This is a genomic window from Sessilibacter corallicola (assembly GCF_021290925.1).
Lineage (GTDB): Bacteria > Pseudomonadota > Gammaproteobacteria > Pseudomonadales > Cellvibrionaceae > Sessilibacter > Sessilibacter corallicola.
On sequence record NZ_JAJSLX010000003.1, the window covers coordinates 362,520 to 388,341 of the forward strand.

Here is a 25,822-nt window from a genome sequence, read left to right on the forward strand (position 1 = left end):
TTTTTAGTGAGTACATGAATAAATGAATGAATACGCCAAACGATTAATCTTCAAATTCGGCCAGTAAATCTTCGATGCGATCGAGCGCATCATCATCGATAGAAGAATTACCTTTTTCACTGAGTTTTTCTATTCCACCGCTCTCTTCTTTGATCAAATCCGCAACACCGGCAACGGTGGGCGCAGTGAACAACTGAGCAAGCGTTAAGTTAGTGGTGTACGCTTCTTTAATTCGCGACATTAAGCGCGTAGCCAATAACGAATGACCACCTAAATCGAAGAAATTATCGTGAATACCAATTTCATCAATTTTTAACAGCGATTGCCAAATAGATTGAATTTGAGTTTCGACTGAATCTCGCGGCGCAACGTAAGGCTGACGTTGGCTCGCGAAATCGACTTTCGGCAACGACTTACGATCCACTTTACCATTCGGCGTTAACGGTAATTTATTCAACACCATGAAGGCATTGGGAATCATATAATCGGGCAATGCTTGATTAAGATGTTCTTTAAATGCCGTAATAGTTTCTTGTTGTAGAGTAAGATGTTGTGGAGTCTGTTGTTGTGAAATATGTTGCGTAAGTGTTTCTTGAGATGACGAGAGTTGATCTGACTCTTGAGTACTCTCAACACCAGATTTTAATACCACATAAGCCACTAAATGGTTTTCGTCATCGGAACTGTCGCTGCCTTTCTGTGTGTCTACGACGGCTTCGTGCACAAGCTCGTGTGAAGCCAATTGCGTTTCGATTTCACCCAGCTCAATACGATAACCACGTACTTTCACTTGCTGATCAATACGGCCGAGACACTCTAAATTTCCGTCGGGTAAATACCGAGCAAGATCACCGGTTCGATAAATTGTTCCGAATTCAGAATCGACAAAACGTTCCTCGGTGAGATCCGATCGGTGTAAGTAGCCTCTCGCCAAACCATCACCGCCGATACACAATTCACCCATGACACCAATGGGCACAGGGTTTGAATTCTCATCCACAATTACAATTTGTGTGTTAGCGATGGGTTTGCCGATTAATACCGGCTGATCCTTTTGCAATTGATGCGCACTTGACCATACCGTCGTCTCGGTTGGGCCGTATAAATTCCAAACATCAACGGGCTGCGCTAATAGCTGTTGTGCTAACGAGCCTGGGAATGCTTCACCACCACAAAGAACGTTAAACGCTCCACGATCGGCATTGTGTTGCCAACCGGCGGCGAGCAACATTTTCCAACTCACAGGCGTTGCTTGCATAAAGGTGAATGGTTGAGAATCTAAAAGCGCTTTTAAACGTTCACCGTCAACTGCAAGAGTTTCATCACCAAGGGTGACCTCACCGCCAGAAATCAGCGGTAAAAATAATTCCAACACGGCAATATCAAACGACAGTGACGTAACCGCTAATAAACGATCACTCGATGTTGGTTTTAATAGCTGCTGCATCGCTAACACAAAATTAACCATGTTAGCGCGAGAAATCATAACCCCTTTTGGCTTGCCCGTAGAGCCCGACGTATAAATAACGTAAGCAAGATGATTTCCCGTTGCCGTGTGGTTGGGTTTTTCTGTATTGCCCGCATCACGAGCAGATTCGCTCAACAACGCATTAATATCGAGAACGTTGCGATCTTTGGCGTCCAGTGTGAAATCAACATCTGAACTTGCTATTACATTTGTGTCGGACAAAACAATAGCCACATTAGAATGCTCTAACATGTAAGCGACACGATCTTGAGGATAATTGGGGTCAATCGGAACGTAAGCGGCTCCCGCTTTTAATACCGCAATTAAACTCACCAACATCGGCAACGATCGGCGTTGACAAACGGCAACTAAATCGTCCGCTGCAACACCTAAGTCCAATAAATGGTTAGCGACGTTGTTGGCTTGATTATTGAGTTCTCGATAGGTTATCGACTCGTCATTAAATCGAGCGGCTATTTTGTCGGGATGCTGGTTCACCGCTTGTTCAAACAATTCAACAACGGAGGCATCTTTGTTGTATGCCATTTCAGTGTTATTCCAAAGAGACAATTGCGATTTCTCTTCGGGTAATAACAACGATAACTGGCCAACATGCGCGCTTGGATTGTTGACGATAGAATTCAACAAGGTGGTGAAATGCGCCCACAATCGTTCGACGGTTTCAACGTTGAATAAATCAGTTCTAAATGAAAGATTACCTGAAATTTCTTTCGAATATTCACGCAGCGATAAATCCAAATCGAATTTTGCGGTGCCGGTATCAATAGTTGCTTGATCACCTACCGCGCTTTCTAAAATAAGTTTACCAGCGGTTGTGTCGAGATGATTTAATTCCGTCAACGGGGTATTTTGCCACGTAAACATGACCTGGAATAATGGCGAATACGCCTGGGTTCGAGGCACATTAAGTTGTTCAACCAATTGCTCAAACGGTACATCTTGATGCATTTGCGCATCGACAATAACCTGTTTTATTTGCTGTAAGAAATCAGCAAATGTCGGTTGATTCGATAAATCGCCGCGCAATACCAAGGTATTGGCAAAAAAGCCGACTAACGCTTCGGTGTCTTGATGCTGACGATTCGCCACCGGAGAACCCACGCAAATATCATCTTGACCGCTGTAACGATGCAACAACACTTGCCAAGCAGCCATTAATACCATGTATAAGGTACAGCCGTGCTCGTTAGCCAACGATTGCAATGACGTCGCGAGGTCTTCGCCCAAAGAGACAGAAAGCGTTTCGCCGTCGTAATTTTGCTGGGCAGGTCTTGAGTGATCAGTCGGCAATGAAATCAACGACGGTGGCGACGCAAGTTGTTTTAGCCAATAATCCAATTGTTCCTGAAAACGCTCGGCGCCTGAATTATGTTGCCAATAAGAATAATCACTGTATTCAATCGGTAAAGGATTGAAACTAAATTCATTGACTTGATTGGCGCTTTGATCAAATTGCTGATAGCTGTAGGCAAACTCTTCAATTAATACACCCACCGACCAACCATCACCAATCATGTGATGACAATTAACTAACAACCAATGTTGTTGATCGTCGAGTTTAAGAATTGTGACCGCAAACAACCAATCATTTTCAACATTCATTGCCGCAGTTGCAAATACAACGGCTTTTTCTTTTGCTGTTTGCTGTTTGTTCTCTACGGATTCTATCGCCGATAGGTCTTCAAACCCGATGGTAAAACGGTTTAGATCATGCAAACGCTGTTGTGGACCGGCATCATCGGACGGGAAATAGGTTCTCAAACTTGATTGACGCGCGACAATGGCAGAAAAACTTTTTTCCACCAGTGATCGATCTAACGGCCCAGAAATAGAAATAGCAACGGGCATGTTGTACGTGCTGTTCGGCCCTTCCAATTGATGCAAGAACCACAACCGTTGCTGAGAAAAAGACAACGGGATGATGGCATCTGCAGGTGCTTTCTCAATAGCAACAACACGGGTTGAACTGAAACCTAGTTCTTTCTCAATGGCAACGGCTAACAGCGCGATGGTTGGCTGTAAAAATACGGTGCGCAGTGGAATTTCTCGAGCAAGCTCTTCACTTAATCTGGCAACAACGCGAGTTGCCGAAAGCGAATTACCGCCGATGCTGAAAAAATTACTGTCGGTACTGACTTTTTCTAATCCTAATACCTCACACCAAACCGACTCAATGGTTTGTTCAAGGTCTGTTGCGGGCGCAATAATTTCGTTGTTAGTGTGCTGGCGGACATTGGGTTTTGGCAATGCTTTGCGATCAACTTTACCGTTGCTGTTTAGCGGGAATGACTCCAACTCAACATAAACACTCGGCACCATGTAATCGGGTAATTTAACCGCTAAAAATTCTCTCAACTGATCCGAATCAGCAGCAATATCGGGCTGAACCAGCAAATACCCAACCAAGTGTTTCACCTGGTTTTCATCTTCGTAGGCAGTAACGACTGCATCGCGAACGCCGTCGTGATTTCGCAACTGACGCTCAATTTCACCAAGCTCGATTCTAAAGCCACGAATTTTAACCTGGAAATCTCGACGGCCGTTGTATTCGAGTAATCCGTCGTGACGATAACTCACTAAATCGCCGGTTCGATACAAACGCTGCCCAGGCGTGTTAGCCAATGGGTTGGTAATAAATGCAGTGTCGGTTAAATCTTGCCGATGCAAATAACCCTCAGCTAAACCATCACCACCGATAAATAATTCACCTAACGCACCGACCGGCACTGGCGATAAATTTTCATCGAGTACGTAACATTGGTTGTTGCCAATCGGACGGCCAATCGGAGCTACCTTATCGAGTACTTTATTGAGAACTTTATCGAGAGAATTCGAAATTTCCAAACACGTAGACCAAACGGTGGTTTCGGTTGGGCCGTAAACATTGAGTAAACGAACCTTTCGCGCAAGCAACTGATTCGCCAGTTTCGCATTTAAGGCTTCACCACCACAAAGAACGTGTAACTCGGCAAGGGCTGAATCCAATTTTTTATAATTGACATGCTCGACTACCATCTGCCAGGTTGCCGGTGTTGCTTGCATAATGGTGATGGATTGTTGCTTCAACAACGCGATAATTTCGGCTGGATCACGAGCTTGATTTGCACTGGCAACAACGGTTGCCGCGCCGGTAATTAAGGGCAAAAATAATTCTAAGCCAGCAATATCAAATGAAATTGTGGTAACAGCAAGCCATTTATCGTCTGTTTTTAACTGAATTTCTTTCTGCATGGCGCAGAGGAAATTAACAAACGCCCCTCGACTGATGGCAACGCCTTTTGGTTTACCGGTAGAGCCAGAGGTATAAAGTACATAACCCAATTGACCCCGCTCAACTGATAACGATAAATTATCCGCAGATAAATCACCGGTTTGAACGGATTCATCTGCGCTTGTTAGCCAGTCGTTTGTGTTTTCAAAACACAACCACGGCAGCGATAACGACGGGTGTTCTTCATCACCGGCAAGGGTCTCTTTTACGAGCGGCAATAAAGATTGCTCGGTCACCATAAGAACCGGTTTTGCGTGCTCTAAAATGTAGTGACGACGCTGCTTTGGATAAATAGGATCAATCGGTAAATAAGCACCGCCCGCCTTTTGGATTCCGATTAATGTCGCCAGCAAATCAGAATTACGCTCTAAACAAACCGCAACCAAACTGTTGGTGGTTACGCCGTGGGCTTTTAAATAATGAGCAATTTTGTTGGCTTTGGTATTTAATTCAGCGTAGCTAACCGCTACCGTTGAATTGGCATCATTTTTATCAGCGACACTAATAACAGCATTGGCATTGGGTGTGCGTTCAACTTGTTGTTCGAATCGTTGAACCACGTCTTGATCGAAATCCACATCAAGATGACTGTCGTTCCAATCAAACAATTGTTGCTGAATGTCTTCAGGCGTTAACGCGCTAACACGTTGAATTGGAGTGTGTGGCTTCTCATTTAAGCAGGTAACCAATTGCTGCAATAAATACTGATACTGACGAGCGAATTGGCTAATACGCTGTTCGCTGTATAAATCTGTGTTGTACTCAAAAATACAGGTGTATTTTTCAGCACTGGCTTCAACCGTTAAGGTAAGATCAAATTTAGCGTGATTCTGATCGAAGGCTAATGGCGCAATGGTTAAATCATCCAATGCGAGCTCACCGCTTTGCTCTTGCTGCAAAAAGTTGAACATCACCTGAAATAGCGGGCTGTGACTCATGTCTCGCTCAGAGACAAGTTCATCTACCAACATTTCAAACGGCATGTCTTGATGGTCTTGCGCTTCTAAATTGCGTTGTTTTACGTGATTAAAATAATCTGCAACTGTTTGCTCGCCATTAAAGTTGGCTTGCATGACCAAAGTATTGACAAAAAAACCAACCAAGCTTTGGGTTTCAATGCGAGGTCGGTTGGCGTTGGGCACACCAACACGAATGTCTTGCTGACCGCTGTATTGCTGAAGCAATTTTTGATACGTACCAAGCAATACAACAAAAGGTGAAACAGACTCTCCCGCAAGCGCGTGAATGGCTTGAGTCAACTCGGTATTTAATTCGATTGACACCCGCGCGCCATTAAATGTTTGGATAGCAGGTCGCGGAAACTCCGTAGGAAATTCCAATACCGGCGGCTCGTCACCGAGCGTGTTGCGCCAATAATTAATGTGCTTTTCTAAATTGGCACCGGATAAATATTCTCTTTGCCACGCGGAAAAATCCGTGTATTGAATCGACAATGGCGATAAATTTTGTGCAAGCGATTCAACCGATGCCGACTGATCAGCACACGCTGAATTATACAAAATAGCAAATTCTTTAACGATGACGTCCAGCGACCAAGCATCGATAGCAATGTGATGAACAACCCACTGCAATACATGCTGTTGCTCATTTAGTGTGACTAATTGAACTCTCAGTACCGAATCATTCGCTAAATCAAACGGTTGATTCGATTGCTTGGCTAGCCATTGCTTAACTGACGGCGGCAGTTGCTCAGCGCAGGTATAGTTTTCTTCAGCGCATGTTTTTTCGTCATCTTTTTTTCCATGAGAGACATCGTCGAAATTAAAATGAGCAATATCGACGTTTTTATGGGGAAGAATACTTTGTGCAGGTTCACCCGATGCATTTTGCACATCGGCGGTATTAGAAGTATTGACTGTATATACCGTACGCAACACTTCGTGGCGAAACTGAAGTGTATTTAACGCAAGTTGCAACGCATCTAAGTTTAATTGGCCGTTGAGCAATAACGCCGCCGACATATTGTAAGCAGAGCTTTGCGGATCTAGCTGGTGTAATAACCATAAACGCTGCTGAGCAAAAGACAGCGGTAAAGGCTGCTCCCGTGATACCGGCTTAATTTCATTTGCCTGAGCCTGTTGCGATTGCTGATTTCGAGTTAATAGCTCCAATAACTCAGATTTTCGTTCCTTGAGTTTTATTTTTAAATCGTTGGTGAGCGCCCCTGGAGGCGCTTTAATACCGAGCTTGCCTTCACCGTTTAGGTTCAGCTGAATATTTTTGCTCTGTAATTCTTTAATCAGCTCGATAACACTCATATCTCGAACTCCTCCATGTCATCATCGGAATCGATCGTTGCTGAGTTTTCCAAAGATTTTGCCGCAAGCGCGAGTTCAACTTGCTCCGCCACTTGTGCAACGCTGTTGTGCTCAAATAAGGTTCGCAATGGCAGATCAATCGCAAACGTTTGACCAACACGAGCGTGTAATTGGGCAGCCAACAACGAATGTCCGCCCAACTCAAAGAAGCTTGCGTGAATATCTACGTCTTCTATTTTCAGAACCTGTTGCCACAAACCAACTAATGTTTTTTCCGTCTCATTGCGAGGTTGTGCTATTTCTTTGTCGGAATTGGCCGCACCACCTTGAGAGAAATCAGCAGCAGGTAACGATCGTCGATCAATTTTACCGTTGTTATTTAGCGGCATTTTCGCCAAACCAATAAGAAGGTTCGGTTGCATATAAACCGGTAAGGCTTCTTTTAATGTGACAACGAGTGAAGCTTCTAACGTTGAACGGCATTCATCAGTGAGCGCTTCATCGTTGTCGAGTTGAGCCTCGTAGAAAGCAACCAGACTATCATCTCCGCGAAGGTCTTTCTGAACAACGACCGTCGCATGGCGAATATCGTTATGACTTTCTAAACACGATTCAATCTCGCCCAATTCAATTCGGAAACCACGAATTTTAACCTGGTGATCGGTTCGGCCTAGGTATTCCAAAACGCCGTCTTCGCGCCAACGCGCTAAATCGCCAGTGCGATAGAAACGTTCTGAGTTATCCAGAGAATCGACAAATTCAGGGTTGTCTCGATAAACCGGATGCGCTAACAACGGGTTTTTAATAAATGCAGCGGTCGTGCGTTCTTCGTCGTGAAGATAGCCGCGCCCTACCCCAGCACCGGCAACGTACAATTCACCAGGAACACCAATGGGCTGTAGTTTTTGTTGATCATTTAACACGTACAGATAATTGTTATCGGTCGGCTGACCGATGGGCATTGGGTCGTTGGTGTCTTTCTCAGTAGCCACAGGCCACAGAGCAACGTCGTCAGCACATTCCGCTGGCCCGTAGGCATTGAGTAACGGAATGGTTGGATATTGCTGTAACCAGCGTTTTGCTAGATCTTGGCTCAAAGCTTCGCCGGTAGGCATTAACCATCGTAATGTTGACAAGGGTTTCGGGAAATCTAAAAAGCCTTGAATCAAACTTGGCACACTTTCTAAAACGGTAACACCGTCTTTTTCGACAGCTTCCAGCAAACCCATTGGGTGGCGAGCAATTTCATCTGGGTAAATTTCAACTTTCGCACCGCACAATAACGCGGTTAAGAATTGCCAAACTGAAATGTCAAAACACTGTGATGCAGTTTGAGCAATCACATCGTTTTCGGTTAACGATAAGGTTGGAATTTTGCTGTATTGGTTATTGAGCATCCCCAAATGTTCAACCATTGCGCCTTTCGGAACGCCGGTAGAACCCGATGTGTAAATCACGTACGCCAAATCGTTTGGACGGTACGTGAGATTAAATTGCGCGGCGATTGGGTAATTATCGCTGTCGGCTTTTAATGTATCTTCAATTGATAATAAGACCGGTGGTGTTTTCTCACCATTTTTAATCAACGTTAAGCTGGAATCTAGCGTCGGTAAAAATGCTTGCGTAGAAACAATCGCTTTTGGTCGACTCAATTCAAGAATCGAGGCAAGACGTTTTTCGGGGTGTGCTGGGTCTAATGGTAAATACGCTGCACCAGAACTCAACACCGCGACAATCATGGTTAATAGATCGATACCACGCTCATCCAAAATAGCGACAATGTCGTTGGCTTCAACGCCGGATTTAATCAATTTTCGGCCAAGACTTTGGCTGCGATTAAACAAATCTTGATAGCTAATTTGCTCATCGCCGCAAGACGCGGCAATTGCGTTGGGCGTCTTTTCTACTTGTTCGACAAAAAGCTCAGGCCAGCAACGTTCGCGCGGATAATCCGTGTAGGTTTGGTTCCAATCCAACAATTGCTTTTGCTGTTCGGCTTTCGGCAGTATTTCAACGTTATTGAGCGCAAAAGATTGCTGGGCTAATTCCGCCTCTACAGCGTCGCCTAAATTCAGAAGTCCCAATTTGAACTGAGACATCATACGCTCAATGCTGTTGTGATCGAATAAAGATCGATCGTAGGTTAATTGCAAACCTAATTTTTCACCTGGGAAAATCACCACTGTAATAGGGTAATTGGTGTGAGTACGGTTATCGCTCTCTTCCACCTCAAAGATAGACATTTTATTGAGCATTTCTGGATCAACCGGTGCATTTTCGTAAACGAAAAGGCTTCTGAATAAGGTTTCTCCAGGCGGTAAATCACTCCAACGGTGAATATCAACGAGCGGGGCAAATTCATGCTCACGCATATTGATATTACTTTCGAAGATTGAAGTTAAGTAATCTGAAACCGAGCGATCGGACGTTGCCTGAATTCGTAGTGGCAAACTGTTAATAAACAAACCGACAACGCTTTCTGCCCCTTCAAGTTCGGTTGGACGACCGGCAACCGTAACACCAAAAATAATATCTTCATTGCCACTGTAACGGCTTAATAAAAGCCCCCAGGCACCTTGCACAAACGTGTTTAAGGTAATGTGCAATTTCTGCGCGAGAGAATTCAATCGATCAGTTTCTTGCGGTGTTAAACTGTCAATGACATCTTTTACGCCGCTTACTGATTGTGGTTTATCGACAGCCAGAGGTGTTGGTGCTTCAAATCCTGACAAGCTTTCACGCCAGAATTGTTCGGCTTTATTAATATCCTGCTGTTGCAACCATGCGATGTAATCTCTAAACGGACGCGGCGGCGAGATTTCTACGGTTTTGTCAGCCACAATAGCGCGATAATAGGTAATGAAATCCATCATCAACAATGAGAAGCACCAGGCATCCATCAAGATGTGATGGAAACTACGAACCAGATTGTATTTATCGTCACCAACGCGAATTAAGGTTACTGCCATTTGCGTTGGGGTTGATAAATCAAAACCCTGCTCGACTTGTTTAGCCATCCATTGCTGAAGCTTGTCTGATTGCTCTTGCTCTGAAAATTCTCGCCAATCAAAAATTTGAACCGGTGGCGGCACTTTTTTATAAACAACCTGAAGCATGCGTTCGTCTTGACGCAAGAACGCTGTGCGCAATACTTCATGTCGTTCAACAACGCGTGCCCAGGCTTCAACAAACGCGTCTTGATCGATTTGCGCATTAACTTCATAACGATATTGCATAAAGTAAATACCCGTACCCGGATTCATTAAGGTATGGAACAACAAACCTTCTTGCATTTGAGTCAACGGATACACAGATTCAACTTCGCGCCAAGGCAGCGATAATTGATTGATTTGGGGTTGAGTCAAATTAGCCAACGGGAAATCTGACGGCGTGGCACCGCCAACCTCGTCGTTCACACAATCGGTGATGAGTGCGGTTAACGTTTCTAGATAATTATCAGCAAGTTCAGACATCCATTGTTGTTCGTGAATATCGCTGCTGTATAACCATTCTAAGCATAATTTACCGTCGTGAATAAACGCATTTAAATCAAGGTAAAAACCACGTTTACTCTGCTCAGAACGCTCAATGCCCGAACTGATGTCACTGACCGACAACAACGACTGCTCGTTCAACTCCAAGTCAAACTGGCCGAGGTAGTTAAAACACACGGGTGCTTTTTGACGCTCAGCCAAAGCTTGTTCTAACTCTGCGCTTTTATCATTTTTTTGGTAGCGCAACAGACCAAAGCCAATACCATTGGCCGGTACTTCTCTGAGTTGTTCTTTAACCGCCAACAACGAACCAACATTGCTATAAGCGTTAGCGTTTAAATAAACGGGGAAACGACTGGTAAACCAACCCAATGTTTGTGAAAGATCGGGGGATTCACCAATATCTTCCCGACCGTGGCCTTCTACTTCAACTAGCACCCAATCCGATTGGCAGGCAGTAGAAATGACTTTAGTCAACGCAGTCAGTAAAACGTCGTTAATTTGGGTGCGATAAATCGCGGGAACGGATTTCACCAAATCTTCGGTTAACTCGGGCGATAATTCTCTGGATACCTTGCTAACGGTCGCTAAAGTATTGTCACCATCAGCTTTGTTTACCGGGAAATCACCAGTGTTTTCTGTTTTTTGCCAGTAATCAATCTGTTGTTCAACAGCAGAACTGTTCGCGTATTCCGAAAGGTGTGATGCCCACTGCTTGTAACTTGCCGATTTCTCACCAAGGGTGATATTAACGTTGTCTTTATTTGCCGCAGTCGTTTCTGAGCCCGACAATTGCGCAACCGCTTGACCGTAAGCTTGTTGGAAATCAGACAATAAAATTCGCCAAGATACACCATCAATAACCAGGTGGTGGATTACGATTAATAACTGGCTGTTAATTCCGTCTTGGCCTTTTGCGTCAAAGTAACAAACGTTAATTAACGGGCCTTGGTGTATATTGAGACTTTTTTGAATTTCAGTAGCTTTACTTTCAACCCATCCTTTCCAATCATCCATGGCAGGAATATCAATACATTGGCACACGCCTTTATCAATTTCAGGATGATAGTATTGATTAACGGTTTTTTGGTCGGCCGTATTATTTTCAACAAAACGCAAACGCAACGCATCGTGATGTTCAATCAAAGCACTTACGGCAGCGTCAAGCGCGGCAACGTTTAGGCTGGATTCAACATTAAATATTGCCGACTGATTCCAATGACTGGGTTCTGGATGATTCGCATCAAAGAACCATTGCTGAATCGGTAACAACGGGAATTCGCTGGTATCAAGTACTTTGGCGTTTGTTTTATTCTGAGACGCAGCTTCAGCAGGTTTGGATTTTTGCTCAGCAACCGCAGCAACACCGGCAATGGTTTTGTGCTCGAACAATTGCTTAGGTGTAATTTTCAATCCAGCTTTTTTCGCACGCGCAATAATCTGTAGGCTTAAAATAGAATCGCCACCTAACTCAAAAAAGTTAGCGTCGATGCTGACGTTTTCTATTCTTAAAACATCGCACCAGATTTTGGCCAGCAATACTTCTTTTTCATCGCGAGGTGCTTGGAAAGCATCTTCACAGGAGGATTGAGCAGAAAATTCTTTCGGATCGGGTAGATTTTTACGATCGACCTTACCATTGGTGGTTAATGGTAATTCTTCTAACTCGACAAACCACTGCGGCACCATATAGTCAGGTACTTTATCTTCTAGTCGAGCTTTAACGTCGTCGAGTGTTGCACTGTCTTCAACAACAACATAAGCCGACAACTGATTCTGATCGTCTTCGTTTTTAACAGCAATAACCGCAGATTGCTTAACACCTTCAACAGATTGAAGCAGCGTTTCTACTTCACCGATTTCGACACGATAACCACGAACTTTAATTTGTTCGTCCAATCGACCGAGGAATTCAATGTCGCCAGTAGGCAATTGTCTGACCTTATCGCCTGTACGGTAGCAACGAGAATAAATATCAGACGAATTTTCTGAATTAAGGTAAACGTTATCAATAAAACGTTCTTGATTTAATTCGGGACGATTTAAGTAGCCACGTGCAACACTCGCACCACTGATCAACAACTCGCCGGAAACACCGACAGGGCAAAGTTGGCCACTGGTATCAACGACGTAAATTTTATTACCTGGAATCGGCAATCCGACCGGCAAAGCATTGCTCAGAGATTCTTTCGTAGAATAGGTATTTTTATCGAATTCAAACGTCAACGCACCAACGGTTGTTTCGGTCGGACCGTAGTGGTTTACGATTCTACAGTCAGGCGCAATAGCGCTCACCTGATTAACCAATTCTAAGGTACACGCCTCACCACCAAGGATTAAACACTGCTTAGGGAGTACATCAAATTTCGATAAAGTATTGGCGTCACTTGAATCGTCGAGTGCAGCTAATAAACCGCGAATGTGGCTCGGTACAATTTTGAGTACATCCACCGGATGCGCTTTTAAATGAGTCGCTAATTCAGTGGCGTCATTCGCTCGATCATTGGAAATTACATGAAGTGCGCCCCCGTAACAGAACGCTCCGTAAATGGAGGTATTACCCAAATCTGCCGCAATTGTCGAAATAAGTCCGAAGCTTTTCCCGGCAAGATTTAAGCGTTCAACAACATTGCTGACATAATTCAACAAATGACCGTGCTCAATAACAACACCTTTCGGTTCACCGGTAGAACCTGAGGTATAAATCAGGTAGGCACCATTAGAGGAGTCATTGATGATTTCAGGATTGTTATTGCTGCATTCACGGAATTCGCTTTCCGTGCTGTCCAACAATATTAGATTACCTTGATAATTAGGTAATAAATTTTGCCATTGAGATTCGGACAACATCACCGACAAATCAGCGTCTACCACGATTCGATTAATTCGCTCCGCCGGCCAATGATTGTCTAACGGTACATAGGAACCGCCTGCCTTTAAGACCGCCAGTACAGAAATAATAAAGCCTGCAGAACGATCTAACAAAATACCGACTCTTCTTTCAGCCGCAACACCTTTTTCACGAAGATAATGCGCAAGCTGGTTTGCTTGCGCATTTAATTCTGCGTAACTCAGCGTTTGATCTTCAAAAACCAATGCCGGAGCGTCAGGTGTTTTATGGGCCCAATATTCAAATTGCGATTGAATGGTGTCAACATTACTTGGCAGGTTATCAGCGTTACCGAATTTTTCAGGTAGGCTGGACAAATCTTTTGATTCGGCTTGCGTTAGCACGCTGAGTTGATTTAACGGTATGTCTGGATTGTTAACGATTTGCGTTAACACCTGCTCGTAGTGACGCAACAATCGATCAACCATCGCTTTCGAATAAAGCGCGGTGTTAAATTCCATTTCTAAACGAATACCATCTGCCTTCGAAATGGCAGATTTTTCGGTAACTCGCAACGTTAAATCGAAGCGCGAATAATACAGAGGCGTCGGATACACCGATAAATCCACGCCGCCGAGTTGTAATTTCAAATCGTCTAAGGCGTTATTTAGAACAAAAAGCACCTGAAAAATAGGCGCGCTGTTTTGTTCACGCTCTACATTGAGCAGTTCCAATAATTGATCGAACGGCAAATCTTGATTGCTGTAGGCGTTCGTTGCAACCTCAGAAACCGTGCTTAAAAATTCTTTAAAGGTACTTTTAGGTTTGACTCGATTACGCATCACTAGCGTATTCACGAAAAACCCGAGAAGACTTTCTAATTCTGGTTTGGGTCTGTTTGCCACGGAAGTACCGACGCAAACATCGTCATTTTGGCTGTATCGGCTCAATAAAATATTAAAACCGGCCAACAACACCATATATAAAGTAGCATCTTCGTTTTGAGCCAGCTTTAACAATTCATCAGACAGCGTTGAAGACAACGTAATACCAGTGACATCACCATCGTAGGTGATAACTTCAGGGCGTTTGTACTGAGTGGCTTGACCGAGTTTTGACGGCGCATCAGCCAGCTGGTTTTGCCAATAATCGGCCTGATTTTGACAAGACTGAGAATCGCCCCAATCTCGCTGCCATTGAGCAAAATCGGCGTATTGAATGGGAGCTTGCTCTTGAATGTCTTTTTGGTATTGCGCAACAAATTCTGCGTCGCTCGGGTTGGCACCACCGGACTTGAGATACTCGGCGTAGAATTCGTTGATTTCACGCATAAACACAACAGTCGATAGCGCGTCAAACGCGATGTGGTGGAACGTAAACAAACCAATGGATTCACTCTTTCCATCAACGTCAGATTGCTGGCGCACCACTAATTTGGCGCGCAACATGTGCTTATCGTTAACTAGGTCAAAAGGCGTTTTTGCCTCTTGCTGCATAAGATCATTCAGGTTTTTATCGTCTGAGTCTGATGATGCAGGCAGCGATAACACGTCGATTTCTAGCGGGGTAAATTCACGCAGAACCTGACGGCCCTCGCCGTTCACACTGATATAATTCGTTCTTAGTGTTTCGTGACGCAACACGACCTTGTTAATTGCGTATTCCAATACAGCGGTATTTAAATCGCCTTCAAATCGCAACGCAAAAAATAGGTTGTACATTGGGTTGCCGGGTTCCATCTGCTCGATAAACCACAAGCGTTGCTGACTGAATGAGAGCGGACGACCGTCGGGATTATTTTGTTCAGCAATAATGGGCAGATGCCAAGGATCGATCCCTTCTTTTTCTAGCGTGGATCGAAATAATTTTTTCTTGTCATCAGACAAAAGAGCCAACCGTTCGGCTAGCTTCTTTTTTTGAGCGTCGGTAATTTTATTTGCGTTCATTCGAATTTTATACTCCCAACTCGTCTAACAAATCGTCCATTCGATTAAATGCCTCTTCGGTAATAGCAGGCTGTTGCTGTTCAATTAATGCAGCAAGTTCAGATAGTGACGACAGGCCAAACAAATTGTGTAACGGTAGGTCTACGTGGAAACGTTCTTTAAATTTTGCAACCATACGAGCGGCCAGCAGTGAATTACCACCCAACTTGAAGAAGTTGTCATTAACACCAACTTTCTCTACATCGAGTAATTCTTGCCAAATTGCACAAAGCTCTTTTTCAACATCGGTGGTTGGTGCAACGTATTCGGTTTGGTTAAGAGATACATCCGGTGCCGGTAATGCTTTCCTGTCGACTTTGCCATTGGGGGTTAAAGGCAATTCTTCCAGGAACATAATAATGTTCGGCACCATATAATCAGGTAAAAATTCATTTAAGTATGTTCTCAGTAACATACTGAATTCGGCTTGTTCGATTAAAGAGTGCTCGGCAATAACGTAAGCAATTAATGTGGCTTCGCCTTGCATTTCTTGCACATGAACAACCGCATCTTTAACTGCTTCATGAGCAACAATAGCCGTTTCAATTTCACCAAGCTCAATACGGAAACCCCTCACTTTTACTTGATGATCCAGTCGACCCAAGCATTCAAGTGTGCCGTCACTGTGGCGACGGGCCAAATCTCCAGTGCGGTAAATTCGACCAAAATCCGATTGAATAAATCGGTCTTCGGTTAAATCTGGACGGCCAAGATAACCGCGCGAAAGACCATCACCGCCAATGCATAATTCACCGGCGACACCTGAGGGCACTAATTTGTTGTGCTTGTCGAGAATGTAGATTTGGGTATTGGCAATCGGCTGGCCAATTGGAATTGAAAAATAGTCGTCACGCTTATTTGAATCAAGCTTATAAGCGCTAGACCATACGGTGGTTTCCGTAGGACCGTAAACATTCCACACGGTCAATCCAGACTGATCGAGCAGTTGTTTCGCCAACTCACCAGGGAATGCCTCACCACCGCACAGTGCGGTAAACGCGTTAGTTTGCTGCCAATCGGCCGCGAGTAACATTTTCCAACTCACCGGGGTGGCTTGCATAAAGGTAATGTCATGAGCATCGATCGCATCTTTTAACCCGTGACCGTCACTGGACAAGGTTTCGTCAGCAATCACCACTTCGGCGCCGCATATTAGCGGTAAATACAATTCCAGCACTGCGATATCAAACGATAGCGACGTAACAGCCAGTAATCTGTCGTTCTCAGTCGGTGTCAACAAATCACGCATCGCGCACAAGAAATTCAACATGTTTGCGCGACTGATTTGCACTGCCTTGGGCTTACCGGTTGAACCTGAGGTATAAATTAAATACGCTAAATTATCTGGAGAAGCCCTATTTTCTAACGAGACACTGTTTTCGATAGAAGCAGAATGCAAGGATTGTTCTGTGGACAAAACCCCGTCGGCGGAAATTAATTCATCGATATTAACGATGGTTTTATCGCTATCAGCACCGGCTGTGAAGTTCGAAAATAATCCCGTTGAGATTACGTTTGTATCCGAAAGAATAATGTCGGTATCAGAATCGGTAAGCATATACTCGACTCGATCTGCTGGATAACTTGGATCAACCGGAACGTAAGCTACCCCGGCTTTTAATATTCCCAACAAGCTTACCAGCATGGATAACGAACGGCGTTGACAGACAACAATGCGCTGATCGGGTTGCACGCCCTCTTCCAATAAATAACGGGCTAAAGCGTTGGATTTTTCATCCAAGGCTTTGTAGGTCATTGTTTGATTGTTAAAACGAGCAGCAACTTTATTTGGATTGGATGCAACCTGACGAGCCAACAAATTTTCAAAAGAATGATCTTTCGAATAATCGGCGTCGGTTTGATTAAACTGTGCTAATTGCTGTTTTGATTCATTTGCATCGAGCAGATCAACCGCAGCAATTTGCTTGTTTGGCTCGTTTAATAAACCAGCCAACAAACACTCAAAGTGTTTCGCCAATTGCGAAATAGTTTCTGGTTTAAATAAAGCCGTGCTGTAGAGCCAACGCAGAGTCAGTTCATCACCTGAATCAAGAATTTCGAGCGTTAAATCGTACTGAACTTTTTCGACCGGTAAATCTTGCAGCGATAAGGTAAGACCAGGCAGTTCCAAAGCTTCTTGCTCGTTATTTTGCAAGATTAACATTACTTGGAACAATGGGCTGTGGCTGGTGCTGCGCTCGGGTTTGAGTGAATCGACAAGCTGTTCAAACGGCACTTGCTGATGGGCGTATGCGTCCAATAATGTCGAACGACTCTGAGACAATAAATCTTGGTAATTGATATCGTCTGCCACATCGCTGCGCAACACCAACATATTAATGAACAAACCCACTAAATCGGCCACTTCGGCTTGTTCGCGATTGGCAATCGGAGTTCCAATAACAATGTCTGATTCGTTACTGTAGCGAGAGATTAACGCACTGAATGCCGCGTGTAGGCCCATGAACAAGGTAACGTTCTGCTGATTACAATAACTACGTAAACGCGAGGCAAGTTCAGAATTAAATTGGCTGGTGTGAATATCACCAACAAAGCTTTGCGTCGGTGGGCGCGAATAATCTAACGGAATATTATGAACAATGGGCAGGCTCGCCAATTTGGAAGACCAGTAATCCAACTGATTGTCTAGCAGTTCGCCGTTCAATTGGCTTTGTTGCCACTGCGCGTAATCTGCGTATTGAATGGCAAGTTGTGGCAATTCAGACGTTCGTTGTTCAATAAACGCTTGATAAAACTCTTTAAAGTCACGAATAAATACCGCCAATGACCAGCCATCTGCTGCGATGTGATGCATAACAACAATCATTAAATGATTGTTCTCGCTCACTTTCAGTAATTTAACACGCACCATTAAATCACTGCTTAAATCAAACGGTCTAGCAATAAACTCACGCGTTTTATGGTCGATTTCAGACGCTTGATTAGACGACGTTAAATCAGACAAATCATCAATCGAAATATCATCAATGGATTTTTCTTGAACCACTTGGAATAGCGATTCGTTTTCCTGACGGAAATACGTTCGCAAGCTTTCATGACGCAATAAAATCTGATTCAGCGCGTATTTTAAAGCCTCGGTGTTTAGGTCACCTTCTAAGCGCAATAAACCAGAAATATGATGTTGCTCACTACCCTGCTCAATCTGATCCAACAACCACAATCGTTGTTGGCCAAAGGATGGCAATAATTTCTCTTCTCTCGAAACAGGTAATATTTTAATACCGCTCGATTGAACGCTATTAAGTTGATTTACCAAATCTGCGGGTGTTTGTGCAGTGAAAAATAACTTGAGCGGTACATCTAATTCTAGCTGCTGTTTAATTTGGGTGATGACACGCGTTGCTTTCAGTGAATGGCCGCCAAGCTGGAAGAAATTGTCATTCATCCCAATCTGATCTACGTCGAGGACGTTTTGCCAAATTTCACAAATCGCTTTTTCAAGATCACTTTCTGGCACGACATATTCCGTAAGAGTAGAAACTGCATTAGGAATTGGCAACGCCTTGCGATCAACTTTTCCGTTCGGAGTTAACGGAAATGAATCCATCACAATAATGTTGGCAGGGACCATGTATTCCGGCAAAAATTGGCCAACGAATGACTTTAGCTGCGCCTGAGCGTTATTTGATGACACCAGTGGCTCGTTGGCAATAACGTAAGCAGCTAACTGGGTTTCATCATTTGCAGTGTAGTTGTGGACGACTGCGTCTTTAACGTGCTCGAAATCTGTTAAGCACGTTTCTATTTCGCCAAGCTCAATTCGGTAACCACGTACTTTAACTTGGTGATCTAAACGTCCTAAACATTCAATGATACCGTCGTGATTAAAATGAGCTAAATCACCCGTGCGGTACAAGCGGCCGTATTTTGTTTCAACGAATCTATCGGCTGTCAATTCAGGGCGCCCTAAATAGCCACGTGTAACACCATCACCGCCAATTAATAATTCCCCTGCAACGCCAACCGGTAACGGATTGAAATTCGCATCAAGAATGTACAATTGAGTGTTAGCAACCGGTTTTCCGATGGGCACATTGGTATAGGAGTTTTCTGCGTTTAAGCAATACGCACTGGACCAAACCGTGGTTTCGGTCGGGCCGTAAACGTTCCAAATTTCTACGCTTTCTTGACGCAACAATTGTTGTGCGATTTCAGATGGGAAAGCTTCCCCACCACAGAGAATTTTAAACGCAGAGGATTGTTGCCAGCCAACGGCCAGCAATATTTTCCAGCTAACCGGCGTTGCCTGCATGATGGTTACGTTATGCTTAGCAATATTTGCTTTTAATGCTTCACCATCACGCACTAAATCTTCATTGCCGATAATAACTTGAGCGCCCGACATCAACGGTAAAAATAACTCTAATACCGCAATGTCAAAAGAAAGCGAAGTTACCGCCAATAACCGATCTTGATCACTGAGATGAAAAAGCTCATCCATAGCCACCAAGAAATTCAACATATTGCGTCTGGTAACTTGTACCGCTTTGGGCTTGCCCGTAGAACCCGACGTATAAATCATATACGCCAGGTGCTGGGCAGAATTTTTTAGTAACGGTAAAGACGATGTGTCGAATTCACTGAAATTTTGCTCATCGACAATCACCAACTTGCTTTCATCAATTTTGCTAGCGTGCTCGGTGTTATAAATACGCTTGTCAGCAAGCACTAATTGCGCGTTGGCATCTTCCAACATAAACGCAACACGATCTTGCGGATACGCTGGGTCGACCGGCACATAGGCTGCTCCGGCTTTTAATACAGCCAACAAACTGACCAACATCGATAACGAGCGCTGCTGGCAAATAATGATTTTGTCTTCTGGGCCAATATCCTTAGCACGAATAAAATGCGCAAGTTGATTCGCTTTTTGATCTAACTCGGCGTAGGTTAACTGCTCGCCTTCAAATACAGCGGCTATTTGCTCTGGACTGTTATTAACCTGCTTTTCGAACTGAGAGATTACATCGGCAAATTCAGAAAGATCGACATTGGATTGATTCCATTGCACCAACATTTTTTCACGTAGGGCTTCTGGAACAATCTCGACGGTATCAACCGAGACATCAGGATTTGCACACACGGCATTGATGATTTCAAGATAGCTATCAATCATCATTTGTGCGGTTTCAGGTGTGTACAAGTCGCAATTGTAATGCCATTCGCCACGGAACTGTTTACGGTCGTCTAACAGCACTAAACTGATATCTAACGCAGCGCCGCGTTGTTCAGAGAGATAAGTAAATTCTGCGAGGTCTTTGTGCGCGTTTTCATGCACATGAGTTAAAGTAAACATGTGCTGGAACAGAGGATTCCTTGATGGATCTCTGGCAATGTTTAAATCTTGAAGAACTTGATTGTACGGGAATGTTTGCTGCTCTAACGCTGCGCGACTGTGATTTTTCACACCGTCAATAAACGAGCGGAACGTTGGGTTATCACCACAATTACACGCCAGTAAAATAGGGTTCACCAAATAACCAATGGTGCGCTGGTATTCTTGTTTTAATCGACCGGATGCTGGTGTACCAATCAAAAACTGACGTTGACCACTGTAGCGATACAACAATAACTGATAAACACTTAAACAAAATACGTAAGGTGTAACGCCAAGAGATTTTGCTTGTTCACGCAGAGCTTGGTTGATGTGCTCAGGAAACTCAAACGCAATCAATTCACCATTAAAAGTCTGCAATGCCGGACGTGAAAAATCCGTAGGTAAATCCAAAGATTGCTCACAACCTTTCACGGTATCTCGCCAGAAAGTTCTTGCTTTTTCGGCATCAGCGCTGGCTAGCCACTGTGACTGCTCCGCTGACCAAGAAAAGTAATCATGAACCACTTCTGCGTCGGTATTAAAAGCATTTGGATCAATCGATAATTTTTTGTAAATATTGAGCAGCTCATCAAATATTAGTTCGCACGACCAGAAATCTGCGGCAATATGATGAACGGTAATTTGCAAGACGGTTTCAGTTTCTGTTACGGTGCCTTTCTGATTAACGAGCAGTTGAGCGCGGCAAACCGCACCCTTTTCTAAAACAAGAGGTTTATCTGCCTCTTGTTCAGTCCACTGCTTTACTTCCGCTTCCGACCAATTTTGTACGTTCTCTATATAAAAAGGCAGCTCATTATCTGAGATAACTTTTTGTAAGCTAACACCATTTTCATCAAAGTAACCAGCACGAAGAATTGGATGGCGATCAAAAAGAATCTGGTAAGACTGTTTTAATACATCGATATTGATCGAGCTGTTTAAACGCTCTGCGTGCGTTAAGTTGTACGCAGCACTGGTCGGATCTAACTGGTAGGCCAACCAAAGCGATTTTTGGTTTTCACTTAGGGGCAGATGCGAAAAAAAGTTGGGGTTTTGCCCCAACCATTCGATTACTTTTGGCTTATTTTCTTTTAAAAAGCCAATTTGTTCTTTTGATAAAGGCGCATGCTGATAGGTTTTAAATTTTAGCGATTCACCCGACAACCAGAGCTTAACACCTTGCTGACGTAAGTCGTTAAAAAATTGCTCGATCACTAAATTTCCCCTTCTAGCCATTTTTCATCGTCAGTCTCTTGCACAGGAGACGGGTCTGTATTTTGTTCACCAATTAACGTTGCCAAGAAATTAGAAGCAGAATTGATGTTCGGATACACCCACGCTAAATCCGCTTTTACCTCAATTTTGAAGTGCGAACTTAAATCAGTAGTTAACTCAACTGCGTCAACGGAATCTAGGCCGAAGCCTGCAAAGTCTTGATGCACATCGATTTCACTGGCAGAAACTTCGAGTTTTTTAGCCACCCAAGATTGCATCCAAGCATTTAATGTTTCACAAGTGCCGGAACTGTTAGGCGCTGCGTTTTCAACCGACGCCACCGAAAAATCCGGAGTCGAAGACAAGGTAATAACAGCACGTTTTGCATCAGGGTCTTTTACTAAATAGTCATCGAGAGCGTGATCTTCACCCGATGCGTGTTGTTGAATGTCTCCAATTTGTTGATCGTATTTAGCAATACGCTCAAGCAAGATTGCAGTTTCAGACTTTAATCCCCGCGACAAATAGGATTTCGCATTATCTAAGGTTTTCTGAATCTGGCCGTCGATCCACTGATTGGTATCCGACTCTGGCTGGTTAAACGCTATCTTCAAGGCAGCCAACGCTGACACTATGCCACTACGCTCGTGCGCCCAACGATCTGCGTCTAGCGCTTTACTGAATACAGAGCTTTGTTTAGCTTGGGCTTGAAGATCAGTCAGTGTATATTTGAGTGTTTCTAGCTCAGATCCAGCGGAGAAATGATCATTAATGAAGCTAAAGAATTCGTCTGATGCTTTATGAATTCGCGCACCCAAAAACATGCTTAGGGTTTCTGTTGGACCTTCGAATATTCGCAATATTCTTGCATCGCGCAATAATTGCGGTGCGATATTGTTTTCGATATAACCGCGACCACCGAGCATTTGTATTAAGTGGTCAGCACCCTGCCAGAAATATTCTGGGCCAATAATTTTGCACGCTGCGTACATTTCGATGGGAACCTGAATGCCTTTATCAAGACACTGAGCGACAAAATTAACGAGATTTTCTACAGCATCAGTGGCGTGCTGCAATTGTTGTATGCGTTCAATAGAAATTGGATTATCCAATAATAATCCAGTACCAACCTGGCGACGCTGAGCGTAGCGCACCATTAATTGTACGCTCTTTTTCATTCCACCAATGGCGGCTGCGGTAATAACCAAACGTCCGAGCTTCATCGCATCTTGAGCGACTTCCATGCCGCCACCGATTTCACCCAATACCGCGTCGGGTTTCACGGTAACGCCGTTCAGATTCACTCGGCTCTGGCACGTACCGCGCATTCCCATGGTGAGAGCTTCGGGACCGATATCCAGCCCTTCTAAGCCCTGCTCTACGGCAAAACCGGTTACGCCTAATGCATTGCCATTAGCATCGTAGGTTTTGGCAAACACATGAATAACACTTGCCCAAGCCGCACTGCCGCTCCAAACCTTGGAGCCGGTAATGACAAAATTACCGTCTTTGTCTTGAACTGCTTGAGTGCTCATTGCCAGTGGATTTGAGCCTGCGCCCGGTTCTGTAATTGCGAACGCAGCAAGAACGCGACCTTGGGCCATGTCAGAAAGATACGTATCGCGAATACGCTGAGACGCAAATTTTTGTAACGGGCGAATACCCAACACGTTGCCCAAACCAACAAACAATGCCAACGACGGATCAATGGCACCAAGCTGTTGGTAAACCCGCATGGCTTGCTGAAAGCTGTATTGAGAACCACCGTCTTCTTTCGACACGTGCATTCCCATTAAACCTTTGTTGCCCATATCGAGGACAATGTAAGGCGGAATACTTCTACGCTCATCAATCAACCGCGAATTAATGCGTGTTTCTGCGTAGCGACGCAACCAATTCAGTGTTGAGTCAAGCTCACTATCTGAGATGGAACTGCCAATGCTTTCTAAGCTCTTGTCTTTTAAATTAAGGACTTCTGAATTAGTGTCTTTTGAATTAAGGACTTCTGAATTTACATCAACGATATTTGAATTGGCTGTTTCATTAACAGTGGAAGAATCTGGGACTTGTCTGTCGCTGGCTGACCACTGATAAACACTGTTGAGTTCGTTATTTATGAATGCGTCGCGCATGGCCACTCGACGGATTTTTCCGCTGGTGGTTCTCAACAGTGAAGCAGGTTTAATCAATACTAAATCGTGAATTTGTAACTGATGATTTTCAGCTACGGCTTTTCTGACGCTCGCAAGCACCGATGCGGAATCGAACTTGCGCATAAAGCTGCGATTAATTTCATGAATAATGACGAGCTTTTCGGCACCGTCAACATCGATTGCAAAACACGCACCCGGACAGGTATTTAATTCTTCACAACTGTTAGCAACAGAGCTTTCGATGTCTTGTGGATAATGGTTTTGTCCACGAATAATGATTAATTCTTTAATCCGCCCAGTAACAAACAACTCACCTTCATTCATCAAACCTAAATCACCCGTGCGCAGGTAATTCAAATCATCGCCGCCAATAATTTTGGCCGAAAAGGTTTCTTGCGTGAGTTCGTCTTGTTGCCAGTAACCTTGGGCAACGCTGTTACCGTGAACCCAAATTTCCCCGGTTTCGCCGTCTCTACATTCTATTTGAGTTTCGGGATTTACGATTTTGACGCTCAATTCAGGGTGAACTAAGCCCGATGAAACCAGCGAAGATTTATTCAAAGAATCCTGGGATTGAATTGCATTAAATTCTTGCGCTCTTACGCAACTGCTTACCATCAATGTGGTTTCTGCCATTCCGTAGCACGGGGTCATTGCCTCAGCATTAAAGCCACACGGCGCAAAGGTTTCTGCAAATCGTTTTAGCGTTCCGGCGTTAATAGGTTCGGCACCATTAAACGCGAGCTTCCACGAGCTTAAATCTAAACCTTCTAATTCTTCGGGTTTAATACGATTAATACAGTGCTCATAAATAAAATTCGGTCCGCCTGAGGCAGTAACTTTGTAGTCGCTGATGGTTTGTAACCAGCGAATGGGCTTTTGTAAGACATCCAGTGGCGACATCAAATAAATACTAACGCCCATTTCAAAAGGCTCTAATACCGAACCGATCAATCCCATATCGTGGTAAATAGGAAGCCAGCTTGCGCCTACATCTGCTTTCTGTAGAGAAAACCCGTCTGCAATGACTTTTAGGTTATGGCGAATATTGGCGTGGGTTACCATCACACCTTTTGGTGTGCCGGTTGAGCCAGAGCTGTACTGTAAGAACGCAACCGAATTCGAATGGGTTTCTGGTCGAACCCATGCGCTGGCATCGTCAGAATTATGGGTTGCGGTATCGTTAATAACGTCGGTTGAAACAACAGAGACTTGCTTGGCAGAGCTTTGCTCGCTTTGCCATTGAGTGATATTTTCTTCCAGGCTACTGGTCGTCAAAATAAGCGCTGGAGCGGCATTTTCAAAAATCGCATCGATTCTTCCCCAATCGCGTTTACGCGAATTTGGTGGAAAAGCGGGAACAGCAATTAAACCGGCGTAGATACAAGCAAAAAAGGCAATAATGTAATCAAGGCCCGAGGGGTAAAGTAAAATTGCCCGATCACCGAGAGAATAATTTTTTTGCAACAGTGCCGCTAAAGATTTTGATTTTTGAATAATCTCTAAATGGCTTAGTCGCAGCGGCTCGGAGCCATCATTTTGCAAATAAATGTATGCAGGTAAATCTTCTGATCGACTTGCAGCATCCGTTAAGCGCAAGTTCCTCTCTTCTAACCAATCAATTAAATCTTGACCGTTACTACATTTTGAATAATTTTCTAAAGCCATTGGACTAAACTCTCCAATGAGAAATAAGGGTTAATAAGAATTTAGCGAATAAAAATGTGAATTCGAGTGCGACAGACTCTGTAAAAACTTTCCCGACGAC

At 44.0% G+C, this 25,822-nt stretch carries 4 protein-coding genes; all 4 read right to left on the reverse strand.

Annotated features, from left to right (window positions below):
* Window positions 1–43: 43 nt before the first annotated feature.
* From LU361_RS15835 to LU361_RS15850, 4 genes are read right to left on the reverse strand one after another with little or no spacing between them, the layout of a single operon-like run.
* Window positions 44–7,039, reverse strand: a complete 6,996-nt coding sequence (locus LU361_RS15835; protein WP_233089861.1) for a non-ribosomal peptide synthetase — start codon at window positions 7,037–7,039, stop codon at window positions 44–46.
* Window positions 7,036–15,309 (reverse strand): non-ribosomal peptide synthetase, encoded by an 8,274-nt coding sequence (locus LU361_RS15840; protein WP_233089862.1) that lies wholly within the window; start codon window positions 15,307–15,309, stop codon window positions 7,036–7,038. The genes LU361_RS15835 and LU361_RS15840 overlap by 4 nt, the downstream gene beginning before the upstream one ends.
* Window positions 15,310–15,316: 7 nt before the next feature.
* A complete protein-coding gene (locus LU361_RS15845) occupies window positions 15,317–21,901 on the reverse strand; it encodes a non-ribosomal peptide synthetase (RefSeq protein WP_233089863.1) in 6,585 nt (2,194 codons plus the stop codon).
* On the reverse strand, window positions 21,901–25,722 hold the full coding sequence (locus LU361_RS15850; RefSeq protein WP_233089864.1) for an AMP-binding protein: 3,822 nt from the start codon (window positions 25,720–25,722) through the stop codon (window positions 21,901–21,903). Before LU361_RS15850 ends, LU361_RS15845 begins: the two co-directional genes overlap by 1 nt.
* Between the last annotated feature and the right edge of the window lie 100 nt (window positions 25,723–25,822).

Excerpts from the sequence above, each read along its gene's own strand:
- LU361_RS15840 (WP_233089862.1), bottom strand. The coding sequence starts at position 15,309 with ATGAACGCAAATAAAATTACCGACGCTCAAAAAAAGAAGCTAGCCGAA.
- LU361_RS15835 (WP_233089861.1), bottom strand. The coding sequence starts at position 7,039 with ATGAGTGTTATCGAGCTGATTAAAGAATTACAGAGCAAAAATATTCAG.
- LU361_RS15850 (WP_233089864.1), bottom strand. The coding sequence starts at position 25,722 with ATGGCTTTAGAAAATTATTCAAAATGTAGTAACGGTCAAGATTTAATT.